The sequence below is a fragment of the Massilia luteola genome, from assembly GCF_034420155.1.
Classification (GTDB): Bacteria; Pseudomonadota; Gammaproteobacteria; order Burkholderiales; family Burkholderiaceae_D; genus Telluria; species Telluria luteola.
This window is the reverse complement of sequence record NZ_JAXOFN010000024.1, coordinates 1-20,647: the sequence shown is the minus strand read 5'-3', so window position 1 is coordinate 20,647 and position 20,647 is coordinate 1. Positions and strand designations below refer to the sequence as shown.

The following is a 20,647-nucleotide window of genomic DNA, read 5'->3' as shown; positions in this document are numbered from 1 at the left end:
GGGTATCCCGTTTTCGCATGCATCCGCGTGCCGGACAGGTGCTACAGCGCCGGCCAGTCGAGCGCGCGCGTGCTGGCGAAGCTGCGCGGCGCGCCCGTGAGCGGATCGTCGAACGCGATGGCGCGCGCCAGCAGTTGCAGCGGCGCGGAAAAATCGTCGCCCTTGCACGGCAGCGCGACCGGATAAAACGCGTCGTTCAGGATCGGCACGCCCAGCGCCGCCATGTGCAGGCGCAGCTGGTGCTTGCGGCCCGTGTGCGGATGCAGCCGGTAGCGCGCGACGCCGCCGCGCGTTTCCAGCAGTTCGACGAACGTCTCCGAATTCGGCTCGCCCGGCTCTTCGCGCATCACGAAGAACTTGTCGCCGTCGACCATGCGGCTCCGGTAGGTGAACGGGAAGTCCCGTCCTGCCAGCACGGGCGCCAGCGCCTCGTACACCTTGCGGATGCTGCGCTTCTGGAACATCGACTGGTAGGTCCCGCGCGTGGCCAGGTTGTGCGAGAAGATCACGACGCCGGCCGTCTCGCGGTCGAGGCGGTGGATCGGCGTCAGGTGCGGCAGGTCGCATCGCTGCTTCAGGCGCACGAGCAAGGTCTCGCGCAGGAAGCGCCCGGTCGGGATCATCGGCAGGAAGTGCGGCTTGTCGACGACGAGCAGATGCTCGTCCTGGAAGATGATCGATTCCTCGAACGGGATCGGCGTCTCGTGTTCCAGCTCGCGGTAGTACCAGATGCGCATGCCCTGGCGCACGTGGCTGTCGGCGCCGAGGCGCTCGCCCTGCCCGTCGACGACGTCGCCTTTCTCCAAACGCGCGGCCCAGGACGGGCCCGCGATGTCGGGAAAACGCGCTTCCAGGAACGCCAGCATGCCGCCGGTGCGGGTGTCCGTGATCCACAGATAACTGGGCGCCACGCCGTCCTTCACCGGCAGCGGCACGACGGCGTTGGCGGCGGCCTGGTGACCCTTCCTGACGAAACGTGCCATCGGACCCGGTCAGCGCTGCGCGACGCTGGAGCGGTACGGCGGCAGGCGGTCGACCGGCACGCCCTTGCTGCGCGCATACAGCGGCAACAAGACGTTCATGTGGTTCTCGATCTGCTCGATGCGTTCGCTGCCGCCCGGGTGCGTGGACAGCAGTTCGATCGGCGCGCCGCTCTGGTTCAGGACGGCCATCTTGTTCCACAGCGCGATGCCGGCGCGCGGGTCGTAGCCGGAACGCGCGGCGATGTCCAGGCCCACGAGGTCGGCCTCGCGTTCCTCGTCGCGCGAAAACTTCAGCACGGCCAGCTGGCCGACCGCATTCGCCGCGCCGCGCACGTCCACGCCGAGCCAGGCCGACAGCGCGGTGCCGCCCAGCTGGCTGACGAGGCCCGTCGCCGTCGCCTTGCTCTGGCGGTCGCGCCCGTGCTCGCGCAGCGCGTGCGCGATCTCGTGGCCCATCACGGCCGCGATCTCGTCGTCCGTCAGGCGCAGCTTGTCGATGATGCCGGTATAAAAGGCGATGCGCCCGCCCGGCATGCAGAAGGCGTTCACTTCGCCGGACTTCAGCAGGTTGACCTGCCATTTCCACTGCTGCGCGTCCTGGTTCCACCGGACGGTGTTCGGGATGATGCGCTTGGCGATGGCGCGCAGGCGCTGCACCTGCGGATCGGATTCGGGCACGAGCGCCCCCTCCTGCTTCGCCTTGCCGATCAGCGCCAGGTATTGCTGGGCCGACTGCTGGTTGATCGCCTCCTCGGGCGCCGCGAAGTCGCGCCATGCGCTGCCCAGCCGGTTGCGGTTGAGCGGCTTGACGGCGATGCCGTCCTGCACGACCTGGTCCTGGTTCGGGCGGTCTTCCTGCGGGCGCGCGGCATACGCGCCCTGGGTGGCGGCGCACCACGCAAGCAGTACGGCCGCGCTGCGTTTGAGGATGGGGTTCATGGTTTTCTCCTGCTGGGTTCTGACGACATCATGCCCGCGACACGCACGTATGTACAACACGATACGCGGGCATGCAAGCGCAAAACGTTCAGGCCTTGCCCGCGAGGTCGCGCTTGCGCAGGCGGAATACCGCCAGGCTGCCGCGCAGGTTGGGCAGGAACGACACCGGCCTGCCCTCGGCCAGCGCGACGTATTCCAGCACTTCCAGGCCGCATTTCTCGGCCAGGTCCTTGAAGTCGTAGATCGTCGCGTAGCGCAGGTTCGGCGTGTCGAACCACTGGTAAGGCAGCGTGCGCGACACCGGCATGCGCCCTTTCAGCAGCGCGGCGCGGTGCGGCCAGTAGGCGAAGTTCGGGAACGACACGATCGCCTCCTTGCCCACGCGGACGATGTCGCGCAGGCGCGCCTCCACGTGCTGCATCATCTGCAGCGACGACAGGCACAGGACCACGTCGAACGCGTCGTCCGCGAACAGGCCGAGGCCCTGCTCCATGTCGTGCTGGATCACGCTGATGCCGCGCTGCGTGCTTTCCAGGACCTTGTCGTCGGCGATCTCGACGCCGTAGCCGGTGCAGCGCTTGGCCTGTTCCAGGTAGCGCAGCATGGCGCCGTCGCCGCAGCCGACGTCCAGCACGTGCGCGCTGTCGCCCACCCAGTGCGCGATGAAGGCCAGGTCGGGGCGCAGGGTGCTCAGGTCTTCGAATTTCATGCGGCCTCCTTCTGCTCGCCGGCGATGCGCTCGAAGTAGGCGCGCACGATGTTCATGTAGCGCGCGTCCTCCAGCAGGAAGGCGTCGTGGCCGTGCGGCGCGTCGATCTCGGCATAGGTCACCTTGCGGCGGTTGGCCAGCAGCGCTTCGACGATCTCGCGGCTGCGCTCCGGCGAGAAGCGCCAGTCGGTGCTGAACGAAGCGATCAGGTATTGGGCGCGCGTGTTTTCCAGCGCCTTGGCAAGCACCCCGCCATGCTCGCGCGCCGGGTCGAAGTAATCGAGCGCCTTCGTGATCAGGAGGTAGGTGTTGGCGTCGAAGTATTCCGAGAATTTATCGCCCTGGTAGCGCAGGTACGATTCGATCTCGAAGTCGACGCCGAAGTCGAACTTGTACTCGTTGCGCTCGGCCGCGTTGCGCAGCTTGCGGCCGAATTTTTCCGCCATGTCGTCGTTCGACAGGTACGTGATGTGGCCAACCATGCGCGCCACTTTCAGCCCGTTCCTGGGCACGACGCCGTGTTCGTAGAAGTCGCCGCCGCGGTAGTCCGGGTCGGTGAGGATGGCCTGGCGCGCCACGTCGTTGAACGCGATGTTCTGCGCCGACAGCTTGGGCGTGGACGCGATCACGATGCAATGGCGCAGGCGCGCGGGGAACATGATGCTCCACGCGAGGGCCTGCATGCCGCCCAGCGAACCGCCCATCACGGCCGCGAACCGTTCGATGCCGAGGCGGTCGGCCAGGCGCGCCTGCGCGGCGACCCAGTCTTCCACCGTCACGACGGGGAAGGCGGCGCCGTACGGCTTGCCCGTGGCCGGATTCACGTGCATCGGGCCCGTCGAACCGAAGCAGGAACCGAGGTTGTTGACGCCGATGACGAAGAAGCGGTCGGTGTCGACCGGCTTGCCCGGTCCGACCATATTGTCCCACCAGCCGGCGCTCTTGGGCTGGTCGGCGTAGTGGCCGGCGACGTGGTGCGACGCGTTCAGCGCGTGGCAGATCAGCACCGCGTTCGATTTGTCGGCGTTCAGCGTGCCATACGTTTCGTACACCAGCGTGTAATCGCCGAGCACCGCGCCGCTTTGCAGATGTAGTGGTTCGGCGAACTGCATCGCCTGGGGGGAGACTATTCCGATCGATCCCATGAAGACTCTTAAGTTGTAACTAGACGGACTGCAGCTGCTCCACGGCGTCGGCGATCGCCGCCGGTTCCATCGCACGCAGGATGCGGCGGGTGCGCGGCACGAGCAGCGCCAGGTCGCTGGACAAGATTTCCTGCTTGACGGCCAGCAGCTGGGCCGGATGCATCGAGAACTCGCGCAGGCCCATGCCCAGCAGCAGGCGGGTGAGCTTGACGTCGCCCGCCATCTCGCCGCACACGGCCACGTCGACGCCGGCCTTGCGCCCGGCCTCGATGGTCATCGCGATCAGGTTCAATACCGCCGGGTGCAGCGGATTGTACAGGTGCGCCACCTCGTAGTCGACGCGGTCGATCGCCAGCGTGTACTGGATCAGGTCATTCGTACCGATCGACAGGAAGTCGAGGCGCTTCACGAACATCGGCAGCGCCAGCGCGGCCGCCGGGATCTCGATCATGGCGCCGACGTCCACGTCGTCGTCGAACCCGACGTTCTGCTCGCGCAGCTGGGCCTTGGCCTGTTCGATCATCGCGAGCGACTGGTCGATCTCGAACGCGTGCGCCAGCATCGGGATCAGGATGCGCACCTTGCCGAACGCGGACGCCCGCAGGATGGCGCGCAGCTGCGTGAGGAACAGCTGCGGCTCGGCCAGGCAATAACGGATCGCGCGCAGGCCCAGCGCCGGATTCAGCGCCGTGTGCTCGGTCTGGTCGAGCGGCTTGTCGGCGCCCACGTCGAGCGTGCGGATCGTGACGGGCCGGCCCTTCATCGCCAGCACCGCCTTGCGGTACTGCTCGAACTGCTCGTCCTCGCCCGGTACCTTGAGGCCTTGCGCGCCGCGTCCCATGAACAGGAATTCGGAGCGGAACAGGCCGACGCCGACGGCGCCCGCCTCCAGCGCCGGGCCGCAGTCGTCCGGCAGCTCGATGTTGGCGAGCAGCGTGATCGGCGTGCCGTCCTTGGTGACGGCCGGCGTCTTTTTCAGCTTCAGCAGGCGCTTGCGCGCCTTCATCAGGTTGGCCTGGCGCGCGCGGTACTGCTCCATCACGAGCGCGCTCGGATTGCAGATGACGACGCCGGCATCGCCGTCGACGATCACCCAGTCGTCCTGCTCGATCAGGCGCGACGCCTGGCTCATGCCGACGGCGGCCGGGATGTCGAGGCTGCGCGCGACGATCGCCGTGTGCGAATTCTGGCCGCCGACGTCCGTGACGAAGCCGACGAACGAACGGTCGCGGAACGCGAGCATGTCGGCCGGCGAGATGTCGTGGGCGACAACGATCATCTGCGGCTGGAAGTGGTCTTCGCCGACCGGCGGCGGGGCCGGCAGCGCGGTCCCCATCAGCACCTTGAGCACGCGCTCGGCCACCTGCTGGATGTCCTGCTTGCGCTCGCGCAGGTACTCGTCCTCGATCTCGTCGAATTGCGCCGAGAGCTCGTCGATCTGCGTGACGAGCGCCCATTCCGCGTTGTAGTGGCGGCTGCGGATGATGTCGAGCGGCGCCTCCGAGATCATCGGATCGGACAGGATCAGCACATGCACGTCGATGAACGCGCCCAGTTCCGTCGGGGCCTCCTTGGGCAGCTCGGTCCACAGTTCCTGCAGGTTGCGGTGCACTTCGGCGATCGCGTCCTGCAGGCGTTTCACTTCCGCCTCGACCTGCTCTTCCGGCACCAGGTAGTGCTTGACGTCGAGCGCGGCCGGCGTGAGCAGGTGCGCGCGCCCGATCGAAATCCCGCGCGAGACCGGAATGCCGTGCAATGTGAACGATGCCATGGAGGGTCCCGGGTGACGTGCGCCGCGTGTATCCGGCATTACTCGCCTTCGCCGAATTTGTCGTTGATGAGGCCGGCAAGCGCCGCGATGCATGCCTGTTCGTCGGGGCCGTCCGCCTCCAGCGTCACCTTGGCGCCCTTGCCGGCGGCGAGCATCATGACGCCCATGATCGACTTGGCGTTGATGCGGCGCGCGTTGCGGGTGAGCCAGACGTCGCTCTGGAACTTGGCGGCGAGCTGGGTGAATTTGGCGGAAGCGCGGGCGTGCAGGCCCAGCTTGTTGATGATCTCGAGTTCCTGTTGAATCATATTGTAGTTGTCTAATCTCTCGTTCATCGGTCCGGTCAGGTGCCGAGCCGGATCCTGTTGTCCACCCTGACGGCGCCGTTCTGGGCGCCGGCCAGTGCCATTTCGACCACGACGTCCAGCGTGTCGCGCCGGTACGTGATCGCGCGCAGCAGCATCGGCAGGCTGATGCCCGCGATGATTTCCACGCGCCCGGCCTCGGCCAGCGAATTGCAGCAGTTGGACGGCGTACCGCCCTTGATGTCGGTGATGACCAGCACGCCGTCGCCCTCGTCCAGGCGCTGGATCGCGCTCTTCGCGAGCGCATGGATTTCGTTCGTGTCCTGGTCCGCCGTCACGTCGATCGCCTCGAAGCGCTCGGTGGGGCCGCGGAACACGTGCGCAACCGCGGCGATGAATGCCTGGCCCAGCGGAGCGTGGGTCATCAGCAGAATGCCTACCATTGTCTTAGTTTCCCGTTACCCGGTTTTCGATGGCATCGATGAACATCGCCGCGACGTCGAAACCGGTCTGGTCGGCGATCTCCTGGAAACAGGTGGGGCTGGTGACATTCACCTCGGTCAGGAAATCGCCGATCACATCCAATCCTACCAGCAACAGCCCACGCGCGGCCAGTACGGGGCCGAGCGTTTCCGCGATCTCGCGGTCGCGCGCCGACAGCGGCTGCGCGACGCCGGTGCCGCCGGCCGCCAGGTTGCCGCGCACTTCGCCGGCCTGCGGAATGCGCGCCAGCGCGAACGGGACCGGCTTGCCGTCGATGACGAGCACGCGCTTGTCGCCCTTGACGATGGCGGGAATGTATTTCTGGGCCATGATCGTGCGCGCGCCGTTTTCGGTCAGCGTCTCGATGATCGAACCGAGATTGAGGCCGTCGTCCTTGACGCGGAAGATGCCGGCGCCGCCCATGCCGTCCAGCGGCTTGAAGATCACGTCGCCGTGCTCGGCGTGGAAGGCGCGCAGGCGCGTGCCGGACGACGACACGAGCGTCGGCGACGTGAACTGGCTGAACTGGGCGATGGTCAGCTTTTCGTTGTGGTCGCGGATCGCCGAGGGTTTGTTGAAGACGCGCGCGCCCTGGCGCTCGGCCAGCTCCAGCAGATAGGTGCCGTACACGTATTCCATGTCGAACGGCGGATCCTTGCGCTCGATGACGGCGTCGAATCCGGACAGGGGCACGATATCGGTGTCGCCCTCGCGGTACCAGTCGTCGGCGTCGCCGGTCAGATGGATTTCCGTCGCCTCGGCCGTCACGGCGCCCTCCTCCAGCGCCAGGTGGCGCTGTTCGAAGGCGTAGATCCGGTGACCGCGCCGCGCGGCTTCGCGCATCATCGCGAAGGTCGAGTCCTTGTAGATTTTGAAGCCGGACAGCGGATCGGCGAGAAAAGCGATTTTCATGATGGTCCCAATGGAGGCAATGCCTCGATTTTAGCCGGAAACGCGGATGTTCGCGGAAAGGCGGCCGCGACCGCCGGACGAGTTGGCGAGGCAGCTTCCTGTTGGCAAAAAGTCATCTAGTCAGCCCGCATTTGCGTCCCCTCAAACGTGCTTCCGGCCCGCTTGGGAAGATGCGTTCGAGGAGGACACGATGAGCGACCGTGCCGAACAGGAACGCATCAACCAGGTCTATCGCCAATGGCATCGCGGCGCCGCGCTGGCGAAATATGCCTGGCACCGGCCCGACGTCGTCCGCCAGGCGGCGGCGCGGTCGCGCGCGCTGGCCGAGCTGCTGCCGCTGACGGTGGGGCGCGACCTGTCCGCCGTGCGCGTGCTCGACGTGGGCTGCGGCAGCGGCAGCTTCCTGCGCCAGCTCATCGACTGGGGCGCCACGCCGGCCCACCTGGCGGGCACGGAGCTGCAGCAGGACCGCCTCGACCAGGCGCGCACCCGCGCGGCGCCCGGCATCCGCTGGCATCTGGGACAGCTCGACGCCTTTCCCGACGCCAGCATGGACCTCGTGAGCGCGCACACCGTGTTTTCCTCGATCCTCGACGAAGACCTGCGGCGCGACCTGGCCGCCGAGATGTGGCGCGTGCTGCGTCCGGGCGGCTGGACGATGATCTTCGACTTCCGCTACGCCAGTCCGCGCAACGCCCACGTGCGCAAGGTGACGGACGTCGAGCTGCTGCGTTTCTGGCCCGCCGCCAGCCGCCACTACCGCACGCTGGTGCTGGCGCCGCCGCTGGGCCGTACCCTGGCCGCCCTGCCGTGGCTGATACCGGAAGCGCTGGCAACGCTGATCCCGCCGCTGCGCTCTCACTTCATCTACATGGCGCGCAAGCCCGAGACGGACCGGGCGGAATGAATCAATAGGTTTCCGGGTCTGAGCGCTCCAGCGTAGGGTGGGCACCCTGTGCCCACGCGTAACGCCAACATGCCGCAAACATCCGCGCGGGCTCTGAGAGCCCACCCTAGTGCAACGAAGACCAGCTACAGCGTCAATAAATCTCCGGATCCGGATCGGTCCGCTCCAGCTCCAGCGACGCCGCCAGCAACGCGAGACGCGCCACGACGCCGTACACATAAAAGCGGTTCGGCGCGGCCGTCCCCGGCTTGGCCTTCAGGTCCGGCACGGCATGCTGCTGCGCGAACGCGAGCGGCACGTATTGCGAGCCCGGCGCGTTCAGGTTCTGATCGACGCCGCGCTCCGCATGCACGCGATAGAAGCCGCCGACGACGTAGCGGTCGATCATGTACACGACCGGCTCCGCCACCGCGTCGTTGATCGACTCGAACGTGGGCACGCCTTCCTGGATCATCACGTCGGTGACGGTGACGCCGTCCTTGATGACCGACATCTTGTTGCGCTGCTTGCGGTTCAGGTCCTTGACCTCGCTCGCGTCCTTGACGGTCATGATGCCCATGCCGTACGTCCCGGCATCCGGCTTGACGATGACGAAGGGTTTCTGGTCCTTCATCCCGTATTCCTTGTACTTCTTCTTGATCTTCGACAGCAGCGCCGACACGTTATCGGCCAGGCATTCCATGCCGACGTCTTCCTGGAAATTGACCTCGCCGCATTTACTGTGCAGCGGGTTCACGAGCCACGGGTCGATGTCGATCAGCTTGCCGAACTTCTTCGCGACCTCGTCGAAGGCCTTGAAGTGATTGCTCTTGCGGCGCACGGCCCAGCCGGCGTGCAGCGGCGGCAGGAGCGATTGCTCGTGGACGTTTTCCAGGATGCTCGGGATGCCGGCGGACAGGTCGTTATTCAGCAGGATCGTGCACGGGTCGAAGTCGGCCAGGCCGACGCGGCGGCCGTTGGGCGAGCGCACGAGCGGTTCGACGACGAGCATATTCCCGTCCGGGAGCGCGAGCGGCGTGGGTTCCGTCACGTCGGGCGACAGCGAGCCCAGGCGCACGTGCAGGCCGGTCTGGCGGAAGATCTGCATCAGCCGCTGCACGTTCTGCAAATAATATGGGTTGCGCGTATGGCTTTCCGGGATCAACAGGAGGTTGCGGGCGTCCGGGCAATACTTGTCGATCGCGGCCATGGCGGCTTGCACCGTCAGCGGCAGCATCTCGGTCGACAGGTTGTTGAAGCCGCCCGGGAACAGGTTCGTGTCCACCGGCGCCAGCTTGTAGCCGGCATTGCGCAGGTCCACCGAGCAATAGAACGGCGGCGTATGCTCCTGCCACTCGAGGCGGAACCAGCGTTCGATGGCGGGCGTGGCTTCGAGGATCTTCTTTTCCAGGTCCAGCAGGGGACCGGTCAGGGCGGTGGCGAGGTGGGGAACCATAAAAATGACGTCCTTCGGGCTTCTTGGCGATATGGTAAGCCGAGATTGGGTCGGATGAACGTTTTTTAAAGTCCTATATTCGTTCAGGAAACAAAAAAGCGCCAATAAGGCGCTTTTTTGAAAGCGCTAAGAAGGCGCCTTTTTGAAAGCGCCCGAAAGCGCTTTTTTGAACCACATTGCCGATTCGACAATCAGGAGTGATAAGCCTGCTCGCCGTGGCTCGTGATGTCCAGGCCTTCGCGTTCTTCGTCCTCGGGGACGCGCAGGCCCACGACGACGTCGACGATCTTGTAGGCGACGAACGAGACGATGGCCGACCACGCGATGGTGGTGCCGACGGCTTCCGCCTGCACCAGCACCTGGTGGGCGATCGAGTACGGATCGGCGGACATCTTGTTGGTGACGTAGTCGAAGATGCCCTGGCCGCCCAGCTGCGGCGCCGCGAACACGCCGGTCAGCAGCGCGCCCAGGATACCGCCCACGCCGTGCACGCCGAACACGTCCAGCGAGTCGTCGGCGCCGATCATGCGCTTCAGGCCGTTCACGCCCCACAGGCAGACGATGCCGGCGACGAGGCCGATGATCAGCGCGCCCATCGGACCGACGAAGCCGCAGGCCGGGGTGATGGCGACGAGGCCGGCGACGGCACCCGAGGCACCGCCCAGCATCGACGGCTTGCCCTTGGTGATCCACTCGCCGAAGACCCACGACAGGGTCGCGGCGGCCGTGGCCAGCAGGGTGTTGACGAAGGCCAGCGCGGCGACGTCGCCCGCTTCCAGTGCCGAACCGGCATTGAAACCGAACCAGCCCACCCACAGCAGCGAGGCGCCGATCATGGTCATGGTCAGCGAGTGCGGGGCCATCGATTCACGGCCGTAGCCGACGCGCTTGCCGATCAGGACTGCGCCGACGAGGCCGGCGATAGCGGCGTTGATGTGCACCACGGTGCCGCCCGCGAAGTCGAGGGCGCCCTTCTGGAACAGCCAGCCGGCCTTGGCGGTCTCGGCGTCGAGGGTCGCCGCGGTGATGGCGTCTGGACCGGTCCAGAACCAGACCATGTGGGCGACCGGCAGGTAGCCGAACGTGAACCACAGCACGACGAACAGCAGCACGGCCGAGAAGCGGGCGCGCTCGGCGAAGGCGCCGACGATCAGGCCGCAGGTGATGGCAGCGAACGTGCCCTGGAAGGCCACGTAGACGAACTCAGGAATGACGACGCCCTTGCTGAACGTGGCCGCCGTCGAGAACGCGCCCTTGACCGGATCCCAGATCCCGTTCAAGAACAAGCGGTCGAAGCCGCCGATGAACGCGGTGTTCTCGGTGAACGCCAGCGAATACCCGTACAGGCACCACAGGACGATGATGACGGCGAAGATCATGAACACCTGCAGCAGGATGGACAGCATGTTCTTCGAACGGACCAGGCCGCCGTAGAACAGGGCCAGGCCCGGGATCGTCATCATGATCACCAGCAGGGTCGACACCATCATCCAGGCGGTGTCGCCCTTCTGCGGCACGGGGGCGGCGGCCGGCGCCGGTGCTGCGGCGGCCGGTGCTGCGGCGGCCGGTGCTGCTGCGGCCGGTGCTGGCGCAGCGGCAACCGGTGCCGCATCGGCGGCGGGTGCGACAGCGGCGGGGCCGGCGGCGGCCGGTGCGCTCGCGGCCGGGGCCACGGCGGCAGGTTTGGCGGCGTCCTGGGCCAGGGCCGGCGCGGATGCGGCCAGCGCCATGGCGACGGACACGCCTGCGATCAGTTTTGTGATTGTATGGATCATCGGATTCCCCTTACAGCGCTTCGTTGCCGGTTTCGCCGGTACGGATACGGACTACCTGCTCCAGGTTGGAGACGAAAATTTTGCCGTCACCGATCTTGCCGGTGCGCGCGGCGCTCTGAATGGTGTCGATCACCTGGTCGACGATGGCGTCGTCGACCGCTGCCTCGATCTTCGTCTTCGGCAGGAAATCGACGACGTATTCCGCACCACGGTAGAGCTCGGTATGGCCCTTCTGGCGACCGAAACCCTTCACCTCGGTCACCGTGATACCCTGGACGTTGATTTCCGAGAGGGCTTCACGCACCTCGTCGAGCTTGAAGGGTTTGATGATGGCGGTGATCATTTTCATGCTTTTGCCTCTTCAGAAAGTTTTTGACACAGTGAGCAGGGCCGCGGACTTGCCCAGGTTTTCTGCGGACGGGCTCAGGTAGGCACTGGTGTCGGCCTTGATGAAGGCCAGGGCCACCGAGCAGACGCCCAGGTCCTTGGTCACGCCGATCTTGTAGTCAGTGTAGGAAAACGAACCGTTGTGGCGCACGTTCTGGCGGCCGGCATGCAGGTTCAGCGTGAAGCCGTTGCTGACGTCGACGTTGGCGCCGATGTCCAGGTAGCCGCTGCCCTTGCTGTCGGCCGTGCCGAACAGGTTCGTCAGCGAATGCGAGTACTTGACGTAGGCCGGGCCGAAACCGAGCTGGCCGTACAGTTCGAACGTGTTGGCGTTCGGATGCAGGCCATTGCTCGGGTAGAAGTAGTACAGGCCGCCGACGTCATACGTGACGTCCGCGCTCAGGTTCCCGCGCTTGCCGCCATACAGGTCCCATTCGACGTCGCCGCTGCCGCCCAGGTCCTTGGTCCACTTGATGGTCGACAGCCAGGTGCCCGCGTACAGACCCGTCGGGTTGTTCGTGTAATCGGCGCCGCCCTGCAGCGCGGGGTCGAGGCGGGACTGGGAAATGCCGCGGTAGCGATAATCGCTCGTCACCGCCGCGTTGTAGCTCACTTCATTGTCCGGCTTCTGCTCTTCGGCGGCGGCCAGCCCGATGCCGAGAGTCCACAAACTTGCAGCCAGTATTGCGACTTGGGGCCAATTGCTGTTACGACGCTTCATACGACACTCCCTTGTAGTTGAACATATTCTTGAGTTGCGGTTTACAATCCGGGATCGCGACCTCGTTATGGTTTATGGTTGATTAGCAGGATGCGTGCCACCCCTTGCCGGGGCAGGTATCGCCTTGTTTTTCATGCCTTATGCCCCCACTTTTTTGGTTTAAAAAAACAAACGAGACCAGGACGCGTGCGCCGTCCCGGTGCACGCACCAATTCAGGTACATACGCACCGCATTGGTGCGACGCACCGACTCAAGGAATAGTGTGAAATGAATAATTTTTTTAATGATTTGCAGGGCAAGCTCAACGAAGTCTTCGAGAACTCGCCTGCCAAGGACATCGAGCGCAACGTCAAGGCGATGATGACCCAGGGCTTTTCGAAGCTGGACCTCGTGACGCGCGAAGAGTTCGATACCCAGGCGCAAGTGCTGGCGAAGACGCGCGCCAAGCTCGACGCACTCGAATTGCGCGTGGCCGAACTGGAAGCCAAGGTGGCGGCGGCCGACACCAAGGCTTGAAGCACCGCGGGCGGCCTTGCGCCGCCCCCGCGCCGGTCCTATCGCCGCCGCACCGCCACCCGCACCACCGCCCGCCACGAGGCGAACAGGACAGCCCCACCCAGGCTGACCGCAAGCACGATCGCGACCATCCAGCCCACCGGATTGGGCAACCCGGCACTGTCGGCGGCAAACATCAAGGCACACGCCAGCGCCACCTGCGCGATCCAGACGCCGCGCACCGGCCGGAACGCGCCCAGGTCCCCGCGCCGCCACAGGCGCAGCGCCACCCAGGTCACGGGTCCGCACAGCAGGCAGAACAGGACCGCGATGGCAAGCAGGGAAAGAATCAGTCTGGGCATGCGTGGATTGGAGAAGGCCGGACCCGCTACCTTACCAGAGCGCATGCGAAAAAAGTTCGGTATGCACGCCTGTCCCCTCTCAACAGGCGTCGGCTCCGCTTGCCTAAGATGGGGCCTCGCCCACCGCTGAAGGAACCCGATTGAGCCTCGCCGTCCTCAGGAGCCGCGCCCTCGCCGGCATGGCAGCGCCCGCCGTCAGCGTCGAGGTCAACCTGGCCAACGGCCTGCCGGCCATGAATATCGTCGGCCTCGCGGACGCCGAAGTGCGCGAGTCGAAAGACCGCGTACGCGCCGCGCTGCAGAACTCGGGCTTCGACGTACCCAGCCGCCGCATCACCATCAACCTCGCGCCGGCCGAACTCCCGAAGGAATCGGGACGGTTCGACCTGCCGATCGCGCTGGGCATCCTGGCCGCGTCGGAGCAGATCCCTGCCGGCGCGCTGGACGGCTACGAATTCGCCGGCGAGCTGTCGCTGTCGGGAGAATTGCGCCCCGTGCGCGGGGCGCTGGCGATGAGCTTTGCGATGCTGCGCCGCCACGCACACCCGGACGAACCGGCACGCGCCTTCGTGCTGCCTTGGGCGAACGCGGACGAAGCCGCCCTCGTGACGGACGCTGCCATCTACCCGGCCCGCTCGCTGCTGGAGGTGTGCGCGCACTTCGCGGCCAAATCCGACGACACGCGGCTCGCGCGCTACCGCCCTGCCGCCGCCGACGATCCGCCCGTGTACCCGGACTTCGCCGACGTCAAGGGCCAGCAACAGGTCAAGCGCGCACTGGAAGTGGCAGCCGCGGGCCTGCACTCCGTGCTGCTGATCGGGCCGCCCGGCGCCGGCAAGAGCATGCTGGCATCCCGCTTCCCCGGCCTGCTGCCGCCGATGTGCGAAGACGAAGCGCTGGAAACGGCGGCGCTCCAGTCGCTGGCCGGCAGCTTCGCCATCGAGCGCTGGCGCAAGCGGCCGTTCCGCAACCCGCACCATACGAGCTCCGGCGTGGCCCTGGTCGGCGGCGGCGCCGTGCCGCGCCCGGGCGAAATTTCCCTGGCCCACCATGGCGTGCTGTTCCTCGACGAGTTGCCGGAGTTCGATCGCAAGGTCCTGGAAGTGCTGCGCGAACCGCTGGAAACGGGCGGCATCACGATCTCGCGCGCCGCCCGCCAGGCCGACTTCCCCGCCAATTTCCAGTTGATCGCCGCGATGAATCCGTGCCCGTGCGGCTGGCTGGGCCATCCGTCAGGCAAATGCCGCTGCACACCGGATGGCGTCCAGCGCTACCAGGACCGCATCTCCGGCCCCCTGCTCGACCGCATCGACATCCAGGTTGCCGTCGCGGCGATGGCGCCGGACACGATGGCGCAGCTGGCCGACGGCGAGCCGAGCGCCGCCATCGCGGAGCGCGTCGCGTACGCGCACGCGCGCCAGCTGGCACGCCAGGGCAAGGCCAACCAGAAGCTCACGACGCGCGAGATCGACACCCACTGCCGCCTCGACGCCGCCGCCGAGCGCCTGCTGGGCGACGCCATGCAGCACCTGCACTGGTCGGCGCGCGCCTACCACCGCGTGCTGAAGGTGGCGCGCACGATCGCCGACCTGGCCGGGTCAGATGCGGCGCAGGCCATCCACGTGGCCGAGGCGATCCAGTACCGGCGCGGATTGCGCGATCACTGACGGAAAATCAGGCGAGCCCGGTCGACGCCTGCTCGCGCGCAGCGCGCTTGATGGCCTGGGGCGGCTGGCCGAAGGCGCGCAAAAAGGCACGGCGCATGCGCTCGGGGTCGGAAAAACCGGTCTCGCGCGCCACCACGTCGATCGAATGGTTGCTGCCCTCGATCATGGCGCGCGCCGCTTCCACGCGCAGCACCTCGATCGCGCGCGCCGGCGACTGGCCCGTCTCGATGCGGAAGGTGCGGCTGAACTGGCGCGTGCTCAGGTTGGCGGCCTCCGCCAGCTCGTCCACGGACAACGGCTTGCGCAGGTGGGTTTTAGCGTAAGACAGTGCCTGCTGGATGCGGTCGGATTTCGGCTCCAGCTCGAGCAGGGCAGAGAACTGCGACTGCCCGCCGCTGCGGCGGTGGTAGACGACCAGCTTGCGGGCGATGTTGCGCGACAGTTCGATGCCGTGGTCGCTCTCGACGAGGGCCAGGCACAGGTCGGCGCACGCGGTCATGCCGGCCGACGTCCAGACCTTGCCCTCGTTGATGAAGATGCGGTCTTCCTCGACGCGCACTTTCGGGTACATGCGCTGCAGGTCGCGCGCCAGCGACCAGTGCGTGGTGGCGCGCTTGCCGTCCAGCAGGCCCGCTTCGGCCAGCAGGAAGGCGCCCGTGCAGATACTGCCCACGCGGCGCGACTGCACGCCGGCCTGGCGCAGGATCTCGACGAAGCCCGGCGACGACGGCCGGCGCGGCACCATCTGCCCCGCCACCAGCAGGGTGTCGTAGTCGCAGCGCGTGACGGCATCCGTCAGCACGTTGATGCCCGAGGAGCTGGCCATGACGCCGCCGTGCTCGGACAGGATCGTGACTTCGTACAAGGGTTCGTCGGACAGGGCGTTGGCGAATTCATAAACCGTCGTTGCCATCAGATCCAGGGCCTGGAAGCCGGGGGGCAGCAAGAGTCCGATTCTGCGTTTCATGTTGTCCTCAGTGATGATTAGGCTTGCCGGCTGGACCGGATTACAGCATCTGCTGCAGTGCATGATGGTAATCATACGACACCAGCTTCGTCCCGGCCAAAAACAACTGACAAAGTAGATAGGAGGCATTTTTGATGTGCTTACACACACATTGTCCTGATTCGAGGGTTCTTTGTCATTCAAGGCATGAGTGTTTGCGCCAACATGGAGCCCTGACGACAACCGGAGAACAAACATGCAATTGACGGACAACACTATTTTCATCACGGGTGGCACCTCGGGCATCGGCCGCGGCCTGGCGGAAGCCTTCCACCGGCTCGGCAACCAGGTCATCATCGGCGGCCGTCGCAAGGCCTTGCTGGACGAGGTGACGCGCGCCAATCCCGGCATGCGCGCCATCGAACTGGACATCGCCGATCCGGCCAGCATCGACCGCGCCGCCGCGACGCTGATCGCGGACTATCCGACGCTGAATGTCCTGGTCAACAATGCCGGCATCATGCCCTTCGACGATCCGTCCGGCCCGATCGACGACTTGACGGCCGTGTCGACCATCGAGACGAACCTGCTTGGCCCGATCCGCATGACGGCCAGCCTCGTCGGACACCTCAAGAAGCAGCCGCGTTCGACCATCGTCAACAACACGTCGGTGCTGGCCTATGTGCCGATCGCCACCAGCGCCGTGTACTCGGCCACCAAGGCCGCGCTGCACTCGTACACGCTGTCGCTGCGCTTCATGTTGCGCGCCACCAGCGTGACGGTGCAGGAAATCGCACCGCCCTGGGTCAACACGGACCTGATCCACAAAGGCGACGATCCGCGCGCCATGCCGCTCGACGCCTTCATCGCGCAGACGATGCAGGCACTGGCCACGAGCCGGGAAGAAGCGCTGGTCGACAGTGCCGTCCCGCTGCGCAACAATGTCGGCCCGGACGAGCACAAGCTGGTCAACGACTTCAACGCCCACATCGCGGCACATCCAATTCCCGTGGGCGCCTGAAGCGCCGGGCGGTCGAGGGCCGCCCGGCGCTGGCTGCCGGTTTCGCCGCTCGGCAAGCCCTGTTACCATGGCGTCATGACAAGACGACTCTTCGCGTTTTCCGCGGCCGCCGCGCTGTGCCTCCTGGCGGCCTGCTCCCCCAAATACAACTGGCGCGACTATGCCAGTCCGGACGCCCGCTACCGCGTCACGTTCCCGGCCAAGCCGGCCACCTTCACCCGCAACATCGACCTGGACGGCATGCAGGTCGCCATGACGATGACGGCGGCCGAAGTCGACGGCGCGACCTTCGCCGTCGGCGCGGCCGAGGCACCGGATGCCGCGCGCGCACAGGCTGCGCTGGAAGCGATGGAGGTCGCGCTGGTGCGCAACATCGGCGCCACCGTGACGAGCCGGAATACGACGGTGGACAACAACGACCGGGCGACGCGCGACATCGACGCCAGCGGGACCAGCCAGGGCGTCCCGATGCGCCTCGTCGGCCATTTCGAATCGCGCGGCAAGCGCTTCTACCAGGTGATCGTGCTCGGCAAGACGCAAGCGCTGCCGGCCGAGCAGGTCGAACAATTCCTCACGTCCTTCAAACTGCACTGACATGAACACTGCGTCTCCCGCCCTGCGCCTGTCGGCGCTGCGCAAATCCTTCGGCCGTCCGGCCGTCGACGGCCTCGACCTGACGGTGCGGCGCGGCGAACTGTATGCGCTGCTGGGCCCCAACGGCGCCGGCAAGACGACGACGCTGCGCATGGTCACGGGCCTGCTGGCGCCCGATGAAGGCACCGTCGAGGTGCTCGGCATCGACCTCGCGCGCGATCCCGCGGGTGCCAAGCGCGGCATGGCCTATCTGCCGGACGACCCGCTGCTGTACGGGAAACTCAAGCCCACGGAATACCTGGAATTCGTCGCCGGCCTGTGGGGCATCCGCGCCCAGGACGCCGAACCCCGGGCGCGCCGCCTGCTCGACTGGCTCGACCTGACGCAACACGCGCACGAACTGAGCGAAGGATTTTCGCGCGGGATGAAGCAGAAGCTGGCGCTGGCCGGCGCGCTGATCCACGAGCCCGAACTGCTGATCCTGGATGAACCGCTGACCGGCCTGGACGCCGCCGCGGCGCGCCAGGTGAAGGACCTGCTCGTGTCGCACGTCGACAAGGGCGGCACCGTGATCCTGACCACGCACATCCTCGAAGTGGCGGAGCGCCTGGCGCAGCGCATCGGCATCATCCGCCAGGGCCGCCTGATCGCCGAGGGCACGCTGGCCGAGCTGCGCGCACGCACGCAGGGCGGCAGCCTGGAAGATGTGTTCCTGCAACTGACCGAAGGACAGCCGGGATGAGTGCCGCTCCCGGAAGCATCCTCTGGCTGTTGGGCCATGAGCTGCGCATGGCATGGTATGGCACGGGACTGAACAAGGGAGGCAAGCGCGGCCGGGGACGCTTCGGCATGGCGTTCATCGTCACCGTCGGGCTCCTGCAGCACCTGGTCGCGTTCGCCATGCTGCTCGCACTGGAGCACAGCGGCATGGACGAGGCGTTCCTGGCCATTCCCCTCTCCGCCATCCTGCTCGTGTGCGCGACCTTCATGCTGTCGAGCGCCCTGTCGAGCTGCGTGATGGCGCTGTTCGAGCGCGGCGACCTGGACCTGCTGCTATCCTCGCCGCTGCCCTCGCGCAGCGTCTTCGCCGTGCGCCTGCTCGGCATCGCGGGCGCCACCGCCACCCCTTACCTGTTCCTGGCGGGCCCTGTCGCCAACGTCGCGCTGGTGCTGGGGCATCCGGGATGGCTCGGGTTGTACGTGGTAATTTGTACCTGCGCCATGCTGATGGCCTGCGCCGGCATGTTGCTGACGCTGGCGCTCGTGCGCACGCTCGGCGCGCGCCGCACGCGCGTCGTGGCCCAGGTGATGGCCGCCATCGCGGGCGCGCTGGTGTTCCTGCTGTCGCAGGCGTACAACTTCACCCGCCACGACGGCAGCGCCGGACCACGGCTGCTGGCCATGCTCGCCAGCCAGCACCTGTTCGGCCCCGGCAGCGCGTTGTGGCTGCCCGGCCATGCCATCCTCGGCGCGCCCATGCCGCTGCTGGCCGCCCTCGTGCTGGCCGCGCTCGCGTTCGCGCTGACGGTGGGCCGTACCCACCGCTTCTTTGTCCATGGCCTCCAGCAGGCCGCGGGGGCCAGCCGCGTGCGCGCCAGGCCGGCCGGCGCCGTCCGCTTCCATTTCCGCGGCAGCCTGTTCGACACCATCGTCGTCAAGGAGTGGCGCCTGATCGCGCGCGACCCGCACCTGATCACGCAGGTGCTGTTGCAGCTGATCTATCTCGTGCCATTGGTGCTTCCGATCCTGCGCGACAATTCGACCAGCGCCGCGCTCGGCGCCGGCCTCACGCTGCTGTGCAGTTCGCTGACGGGCAGCCTGACCTGGATCGTGATCTCGGCCGAGGACGCGCCCGACCTCCTGCTGTCTGCACCGGCATCGAGACGCACCTTGCAGCTGGCCAAGCTGGCCGCGGCCACGATGCCTGCCCTGCTGATCGTCGCGCTGCCGTTGCTGTGGCTGATCGTGCACGCGCCGCTGACCGGGCTGCTCTTCGCGTTCACCGTCAGCGCGGCCGTGCTGAGCGCCGGCCTCATCGTGCAGTGGACGGGGCGGCCGGCACCGCGCAGCGATTTCAAGATGCGTGGCAAGGGAAATTTCCTGAGCACGATGCTGGAACTGATCAGCAGCCTCTGCTGGGGTTGCCTCGGCTGGCTGCTCGTCCACCTGGTTGCGGGCGGTGCAAGCTGGGTGCTGTTTGCGGCCGCTGCGCTGCTGGCTGCGGGACTGGGCGTGTTGCTGCTCGCCTGGCAGCTCCGGCGCCGCCCCATGTGAGAGCGAGCGCACTGACCTTCATGCGCCACTCGTGTTATCGTTTGGCTACTAGCGATTGAATGAGACAACTATGCTTATTACCTTTAAATCCAAAGCCTACCCCAACGTCATGATGTACCAGGATCACGCCAGGCGGATCCTTGACCTGTTGCACAAAGATAGCGAACGCGGCGTCATTACCGCCGAGGAAGCCGGCAAGGCAGTCAAGCTGCTGGAATCCGAGATGGAAGAAAGCCGCAAGCACCAGGCCTCGGACGAAATGGAGCAGGACGTCAAGGCCCACCATGGCGAAGCAGATACGGAGCATGAGACGATCGAGGCGGTGACGTTCTCGACCCGCGCTTTCCCTCTGCTGGAAATGCTGCGTGCCGCACGCGACCATCAGACCGACGTGCTCTGGGGCGTCTGAGCCCCGGCCAGGACGTTTCCCGCTCGAGCTTGGCCGCCCGGCAGCGACGCGGCCTTTGCCCTTGCGCTTGGCTTCATAATCGCCCAGCGCGGGGCCGCGCTCGCGGCCCCGCCCCGCCCCGCCTGGTTGTAGCCCGTCATACCGGTCCGACCGTCGGGCCAGCGCTCCTTGACGACTCCGATTACGGGTTGCACGTGCATGCGAAAGCAAAGGGCCAGCCCGTTTCTCGTCTTCCCAAAGCAAAAGGCCCGCTCAGTATCAACTGAGCGGGCTTCTGCATATAACTAGCCTGACGATAACCTACTTTCACACTGGTTGCAGCACTATCATCGGCGCAAAGTCGTTTCACGGTCCTGTTCGGGATGGGAAGGGGTGGTACCGACTTGCTATGGTCATCAGGCATAAC

Annotated in this window: 22 protein-coding genes and 1 rRNA gene; 8 read left to right on the top strand and 15 right to left on the bottom strand. The window is 66.3% G+C overall.

Annotated elements, in window-relative coordinates; translation table 11 throughout:
* Positions 1-41: 41 nt before the first annotated feature.
* From U9J41_RS21505 to gshB, 8 genes are all read right to left on the bottom strand, one after another.
* Positions 42-983 (bottom strand): RluA family pseudouridine synthase, encoded by a 942-nt coding sequence (locus tag U9J41_RS21505; RefSeq protein ID WP_322404203.1) that lies wholly within the window; start codon positions 981-983, stop codon positions 42-44.
* Positions 984-992: 9 nt separating this feature from the next.
* Complete coding sequence (locus tag U9J41_RS21500; RefSeq protein ID WP_322404202.1) at positions 993-1,922, bottom strand: M48 family metallopeptidase; 930 nt, start codon at positions 1,920-1,922, stop codon at positions 993-995.
* An 88-nt stretch (positions 1,923-2,010) separates the two neighbouring features.
* The gene (gene metW / locus U9J41_RS21495; protein ID WP_322404201.1) at positions 2,011-2,631 is read right to left on the bottom strand and encodes a methionine biosynthesis protein MetW; all 621 of its coding nucleotides are present in this window, start codon (positions 2,629-2,631) and stop codon (positions 2,011-2,013) included.
* A complete protein-coding gene (gene metX / locus U9J41_RS21490; RefSeq protein ID WP_425260890.1) occupies positions 2,628-3,743 on the bottom strand; it encodes a homoserine O-succinyltransferase MetX in 1,116 nt (371 codons plus the stop codon). Before metX ends, metW begins: the two co-directional genes overlap by 4 nt.
* Before the next feature lie 52 nt (positions 3,744-3,795).
* Positions 3,796-5,547, bottom strand: coding sequence for a phosphoenolpyruvate--protein phosphotransferase (gene ptsP / locus U9J41_RS21485; protein ID WP_322404199.1), 1,752 nt, complete (start codon positions 5,545-5,547; stop codon positions 3,796-3,798).
* A 38-nt stretch (positions 5,548-5,585) separates the two neighbouring features.
* The gene (locus U9J41_RS21480) at positions 5,586-5,855 is read right to left on the bottom strand and encodes an HPr family phosphocarrier protein (RefSeq protein ID WP_322404258.1); all 270 of its coding nucleotides are present in this window, start codon (positions 5,853-5,855) and stop codon (positions 5,586-5,588) included.
* Between the two features lie 35 nt (positions 5,856-5,890).
* The gene (locus U9J41_RS21475) at positions 5,891-6,295 is read right to left on the bottom strand and encodes a PTS sugar transporter subunit IIA (protein WP_322404198.1); all 405 of its coding nucleotides are present in this window, start codon (positions 6,293-6,295) and stop codon (positions 5,891-5,893) included.
* A 4-nt stretch (positions 6,296-6,299) separates the two neighbouring features.
* On the bottom strand, positions 6,300-7,247 hold the full coding sequence (gene gshB / locus U9J41_RS21470) for a glutathione synthase (protein ID WP_322404197.1): 948 nt from the start codon (positions 7,245-7,247) through the stop codon (positions 6,300-6,302).
* 190 nt (positions 7,248-7,437) lie between these two features.
* Between gshB and U9J41_RS21465 the strand changes: the two genes are divergently transcribed.
* Entirely contained in the window at positions 7,438-8,154 is a 717-nt protein-coding gene (locus tag U9J41_RS21465; RefSeq protein WP_322404196.1) for a class I SAM-dependent methyltransferase, read from the top strand.
* A 133-nt stretch (positions 8,155-8,287) separates the two neighbouring features.
* Here U9J41_RS21465 and gshA read toward each other — a convergent pair whose 3' ends face one another.
* From gshA to U9J41_RS21445, 4 genes are all read right to left on the bottom strand, one after another.
* Positions 8,288-9,589 carry a glutamate--cysteine ligase gene (gene gshA / locus U9J41_RS21460; protein ID WP_322404195.1) on the bottom strand — a complete coding sequence of 434 codons (1,302 nt, stop codon included), beginning with the start codon at positions 9,587-9,589 and terminating at the stop codon, positions 8,288-8,290.
* Between the two features lie 191 nt (positions 9,590-9,780).
* Entirely contained in the window at positions 9,781-11,364 is a 1,584-nt protein-coding gene (locus tag U9J41_RS21455; RefSeq protein ID WP_322404194.1) for an ammonium transporter, read from the bottom strand.
* 10 nt (positions 11,365-11,374) lie between these two features.
* Positions 11,375-11,713, bottom strand: coding sequence for a P-II family nitrogen regulator (locus tag U9J41_RS21450; protein WP_025511601.1), 339 nt, complete (start codon positions 11,711-11,713; stop codon positions 11,375-11,377).
* A gap of 12 nt (positions 11,714-11,725) precedes the next feature.
* Positions 11,726-12,472 carry a TorF family putative porin gene (locus U9J41_RS21445; protein ID WP_322404193.1) on the bottom strand — a complete coding sequence of 249 codons (747 nt, stop codon included), beginning with the start codon at positions 12,470-12,472 and terminating at the stop codon, positions 11,726-11,728.
* Between the two features lie 268 nt (positions 12,473-12,740).
* Here U9J41_RS21445 and U9J41_RS21440 point away from each other — a divergent pair, with 268 nt between their 5' ends.
* A complete protein-coding gene (locus tag U9J41_RS21440; RefSeq protein WP_322404192.1) occupies positions 12,741-12,989 on the top strand; it encodes an accessory factor UbiK family protein in 249 nt (82 codons plus the stop codon).
* A 38-nt stretch (positions 12,990-13,027) separates the two neighbouring features.
* On the opposite strand, the gene U9J41_RS21435 is transcribed toward U9J41_RS21440, so the two are convergent.
* Positions 13,028-13,330 (bottom strand): hypothetical protein, encoded by a 303-nt coding sequence (locus U9J41_RS21435; RefSeq protein ID WP_322404191.1) that lies wholly within the window; start codon positions 13,328-13,330, stop codon positions 13,028-13,030.
* Positions 13,331-13,470: 140 nt separating this feature from the next.
* Between U9J41_RS21435 and U9J41_RS21430 the strand changes: the two genes are divergently transcribed.
* A complete protein-coding gene (locus U9J41_RS21430) occupies positions 13,471-14,997 on the top strand; it encodes a YifB family Mg chelatase-like AAA ATPase (protein WP_322404190.1) in 1,527 nt (508 codons plus the stop codon).
* A gap of 7 nt (positions 14,998-15,004) precedes the next feature.
* On the opposite strand, the gene U9J41_RS21425 is transcribed toward U9J41_RS21430, so the two are convergent.
* Positions 15,005-15,964: a GlxA family transcriptional regulator gene (locus U9J41_RS21425; RefSeq protein WP_322404189.1), complete on the bottom strand. Its 960-nt coding sequence runs from the start codon at positions 15,962-15,964 to the stop codon at positions 15,005-15,007.
* 235 nt (positions 15,965-16,199) lie between these two features.
* Between U9J41_RS21425 and U9J41_RS21420 the strand changes: the two genes are divergently transcribed.
* From U9J41_RS21420 to U9J41_RS21400, 5 genes are all read left to right on the top strand, one after another.
* Entirely contained in the window at positions 16,200-16,964 is a 765-nt protein-coding gene (locus U9J41_RS21420) for an SDR family oxidoreductase (protein ID WP_322404188.1), read from the top strand.
* Between the two features lie 75 nt (positions 16,965-17,039).
* A complete protein-coding gene (locus U9J41_RS21415; RefSeq protein ID WP_322404187.1) occupies positions 17,040-17,558 on the top strand; it encodes a hypothetical protein in 519 nt (172 codons plus the stop codon).
* A 1-nt stretch (position 17,559) separates the two neighbouring features.
* Positions 17,560-18,300, top strand: a complete 741-nt coding sequence (locus U9J41_RS21410; RefSeq protein ID WP_322404186.1) for an ABC transporter ATP-binding protein — start codon at positions 17,560-17,562, stop codon at positions 18,298-18,300.
* Positions 18,297-19,832 carry a hypothetical protein gene (locus tag U9J41_RS21405; protein WP_322404185.1) on the top strand — a complete coding sequence of 512 codons (1,536 nt, stop codon included), beginning with the start codon at positions 18,297-18,299 and terminating at the stop codon, positions 19,830-19,832. Before U9J41_RS21410 ends, U9J41_RS21405 begins: the two co-directional genes overlap by 4 nt.
* A gap of 70 nt (positions 19,833-19,902) precedes the next feature.
* Complete coding sequence (locus tag U9J41_RS21400) at positions 19,903-20,241, top strand: DUF1840 domain-containing protein (RefSeq protein ID WP_322404184.1); 339 nt, start codon at positions 19,903-19,905, stop codon at positions 20,239-20,241.
* A gap of 287 nt (positions 20,242-20,528) precedes the next feature.
* Here the strand turns inward: U9J41_RS21400 and rrf are convergent.
* Positions 20,529-20,641, bottom strand: a 5S ribosomal RNA gene (gene rrf / locus U9J41_RS21395).
* Positions 20,642-20,647 lie beyond the last annotated feature (6 nt).

Bases quoted from the DNA above. Each gene is read 5' to 3' on its own strand.
- U9J41_RS21505 (WP_322404203.1), bottom strand. From the start codon at position 983: ATGGCACGTTTCGTCAGGAAGGGTCACCAGGCCGCCGCCAACGCCGTC.
- U9J41_RS21500 (WP_322404202.1), bottom strand. From the start codon at position 1,922: ATGAACCCCATCCTCAAACGCAGCGCGGCCGTACTGCTTGCGTGGTGC.
- metW (WP_322404201.1), bottom strand. From the start codon at position 2,631: ATGAAATTCGAAGACCTGAGCACCCTGCGCCCCGACCTGGCCTTCATC.
- metX (WP_425260890.1), bottom strand. From the start codon at position 3,743: ATGCAGTTCGCCGAACCACTACATCTGCAAAGCGGCGCGGTGCTCGGC.
- ptsP (WP_322404199.1), bottom strand. From the start codon at position 5,547: ATGGCATCGTTCACATTGCACGGCATTCCGGTCTCGCGCGGGATTTCG.
- U9J41_RS21480 (WP_322404258.1), bottom strand. From the start codon at position 5,855: ATGATTCAACAGGAACTCGAGATCATCAACAAGCTGGGCCTGCACGCC.
- U9J41_RS21475 (WP_322404198.1), bottom strand. From the start codon at position 6,295: ATGGTAGGCATTCTGCTGATGACCCACGCTCCGCTGGGCCAGGCATTC.
- gshB (WP_322404197.1), bottom strand. From the start codon at position 7,247: ATGAAAATCGCTTTTCTCGCCGATCCGCTGTCCGGCTTCAAAATCTAC.
- U9J41_RS21465 (WP_322404196.1), top strand. From the start codon at position 7,438: ATGAGCGACCGTGCCGAACAGGAACGCATCAACCAGGTCTATCGCCAA.
- gshA (WP_322404195.1), bottom strand. From the start codon at position 9,589: ATGGTTCCCCACCTCGCCACCGCCCTGACCGGTCCCCTGCTGGACCTG.
- U9J41_RS21455 (WP_322404194.1), bottom strand. From the start codon at position 11,364: ATGATCCATACAATCACAAAACTGATCGCAGGCGTGTCCGTCGCCATG.
- U9J41_RS21450 (WP_025511601.1), bottom strand. From the start codon at position 11,713: ATGAAAATGATCACCGCCATCATCAAACCCTTCAAGCTCGACGAGGTG.
- U9J41_RS21445 (WP_322404193.1), bottom strand. From the start codon at position 12,472: ATGAAGCGTCGTAACAGCAATTGGCCCCAAGTCGCAATACTGGCTGCA.
- U9J41_RS21440 (WP_322404192.1), top strand. From the start codon at position 12,741: ATGAATAATTTTTTTAATGATTTGCAGGGCAAGCTCAACGAAGTCTTC.
- U9J41_RS21435 (WP_322404191.1), bottom strand. From the start codon at position 13,330: ATGCCCAGACTGATTCTTTCCCTGCTTGCCATCGCGGTCCTGTTCTGC.
- U9J41_RS21425 (WP_322404189.1), bottom strand. From the start codon at position 15,964: ATGAAACGCAGAATCGGACTCTTGCTGCCCCCCGGCTTCCAGGCCCTG.
- U9J41_RS21420 (WP_322404188.1), top strand. From the start codon at position 16,200: ATGCAATTGACGGACAACACTATTTTCATCACGGGTGGCACCTCGGGC.
- U9J41_RS21415 (WP_322404187.1), top strand. From the start codon at position 17,040: ATGACAAGACGACTCTTCGCGTTTTCCGCGGCCGCCGCGCTGTGCCTC.
- U9J41_RS21410 (WP_322404186.1), top strand. From the start codon at position 17,560: ATGAACACTGCGTCTCCCGCCCTGCGCCTGTCGGCGCTGCGCAAATCC.
- U9J41_RS21405 (WP_322404185.1), top strand. From the start codon at position 18,297: ATGAGTGCCGCTCCCGGAAGCATCCTCTGGCTGTTGGGCCATGAGCTG.
- U9J41_RS21400 (WP_322404184.1), top strand. From the start codon at position 19,903: ATGCTTATTACCTTTAAATCCAAAGCCTACCCCAACGTCATGATGTAC.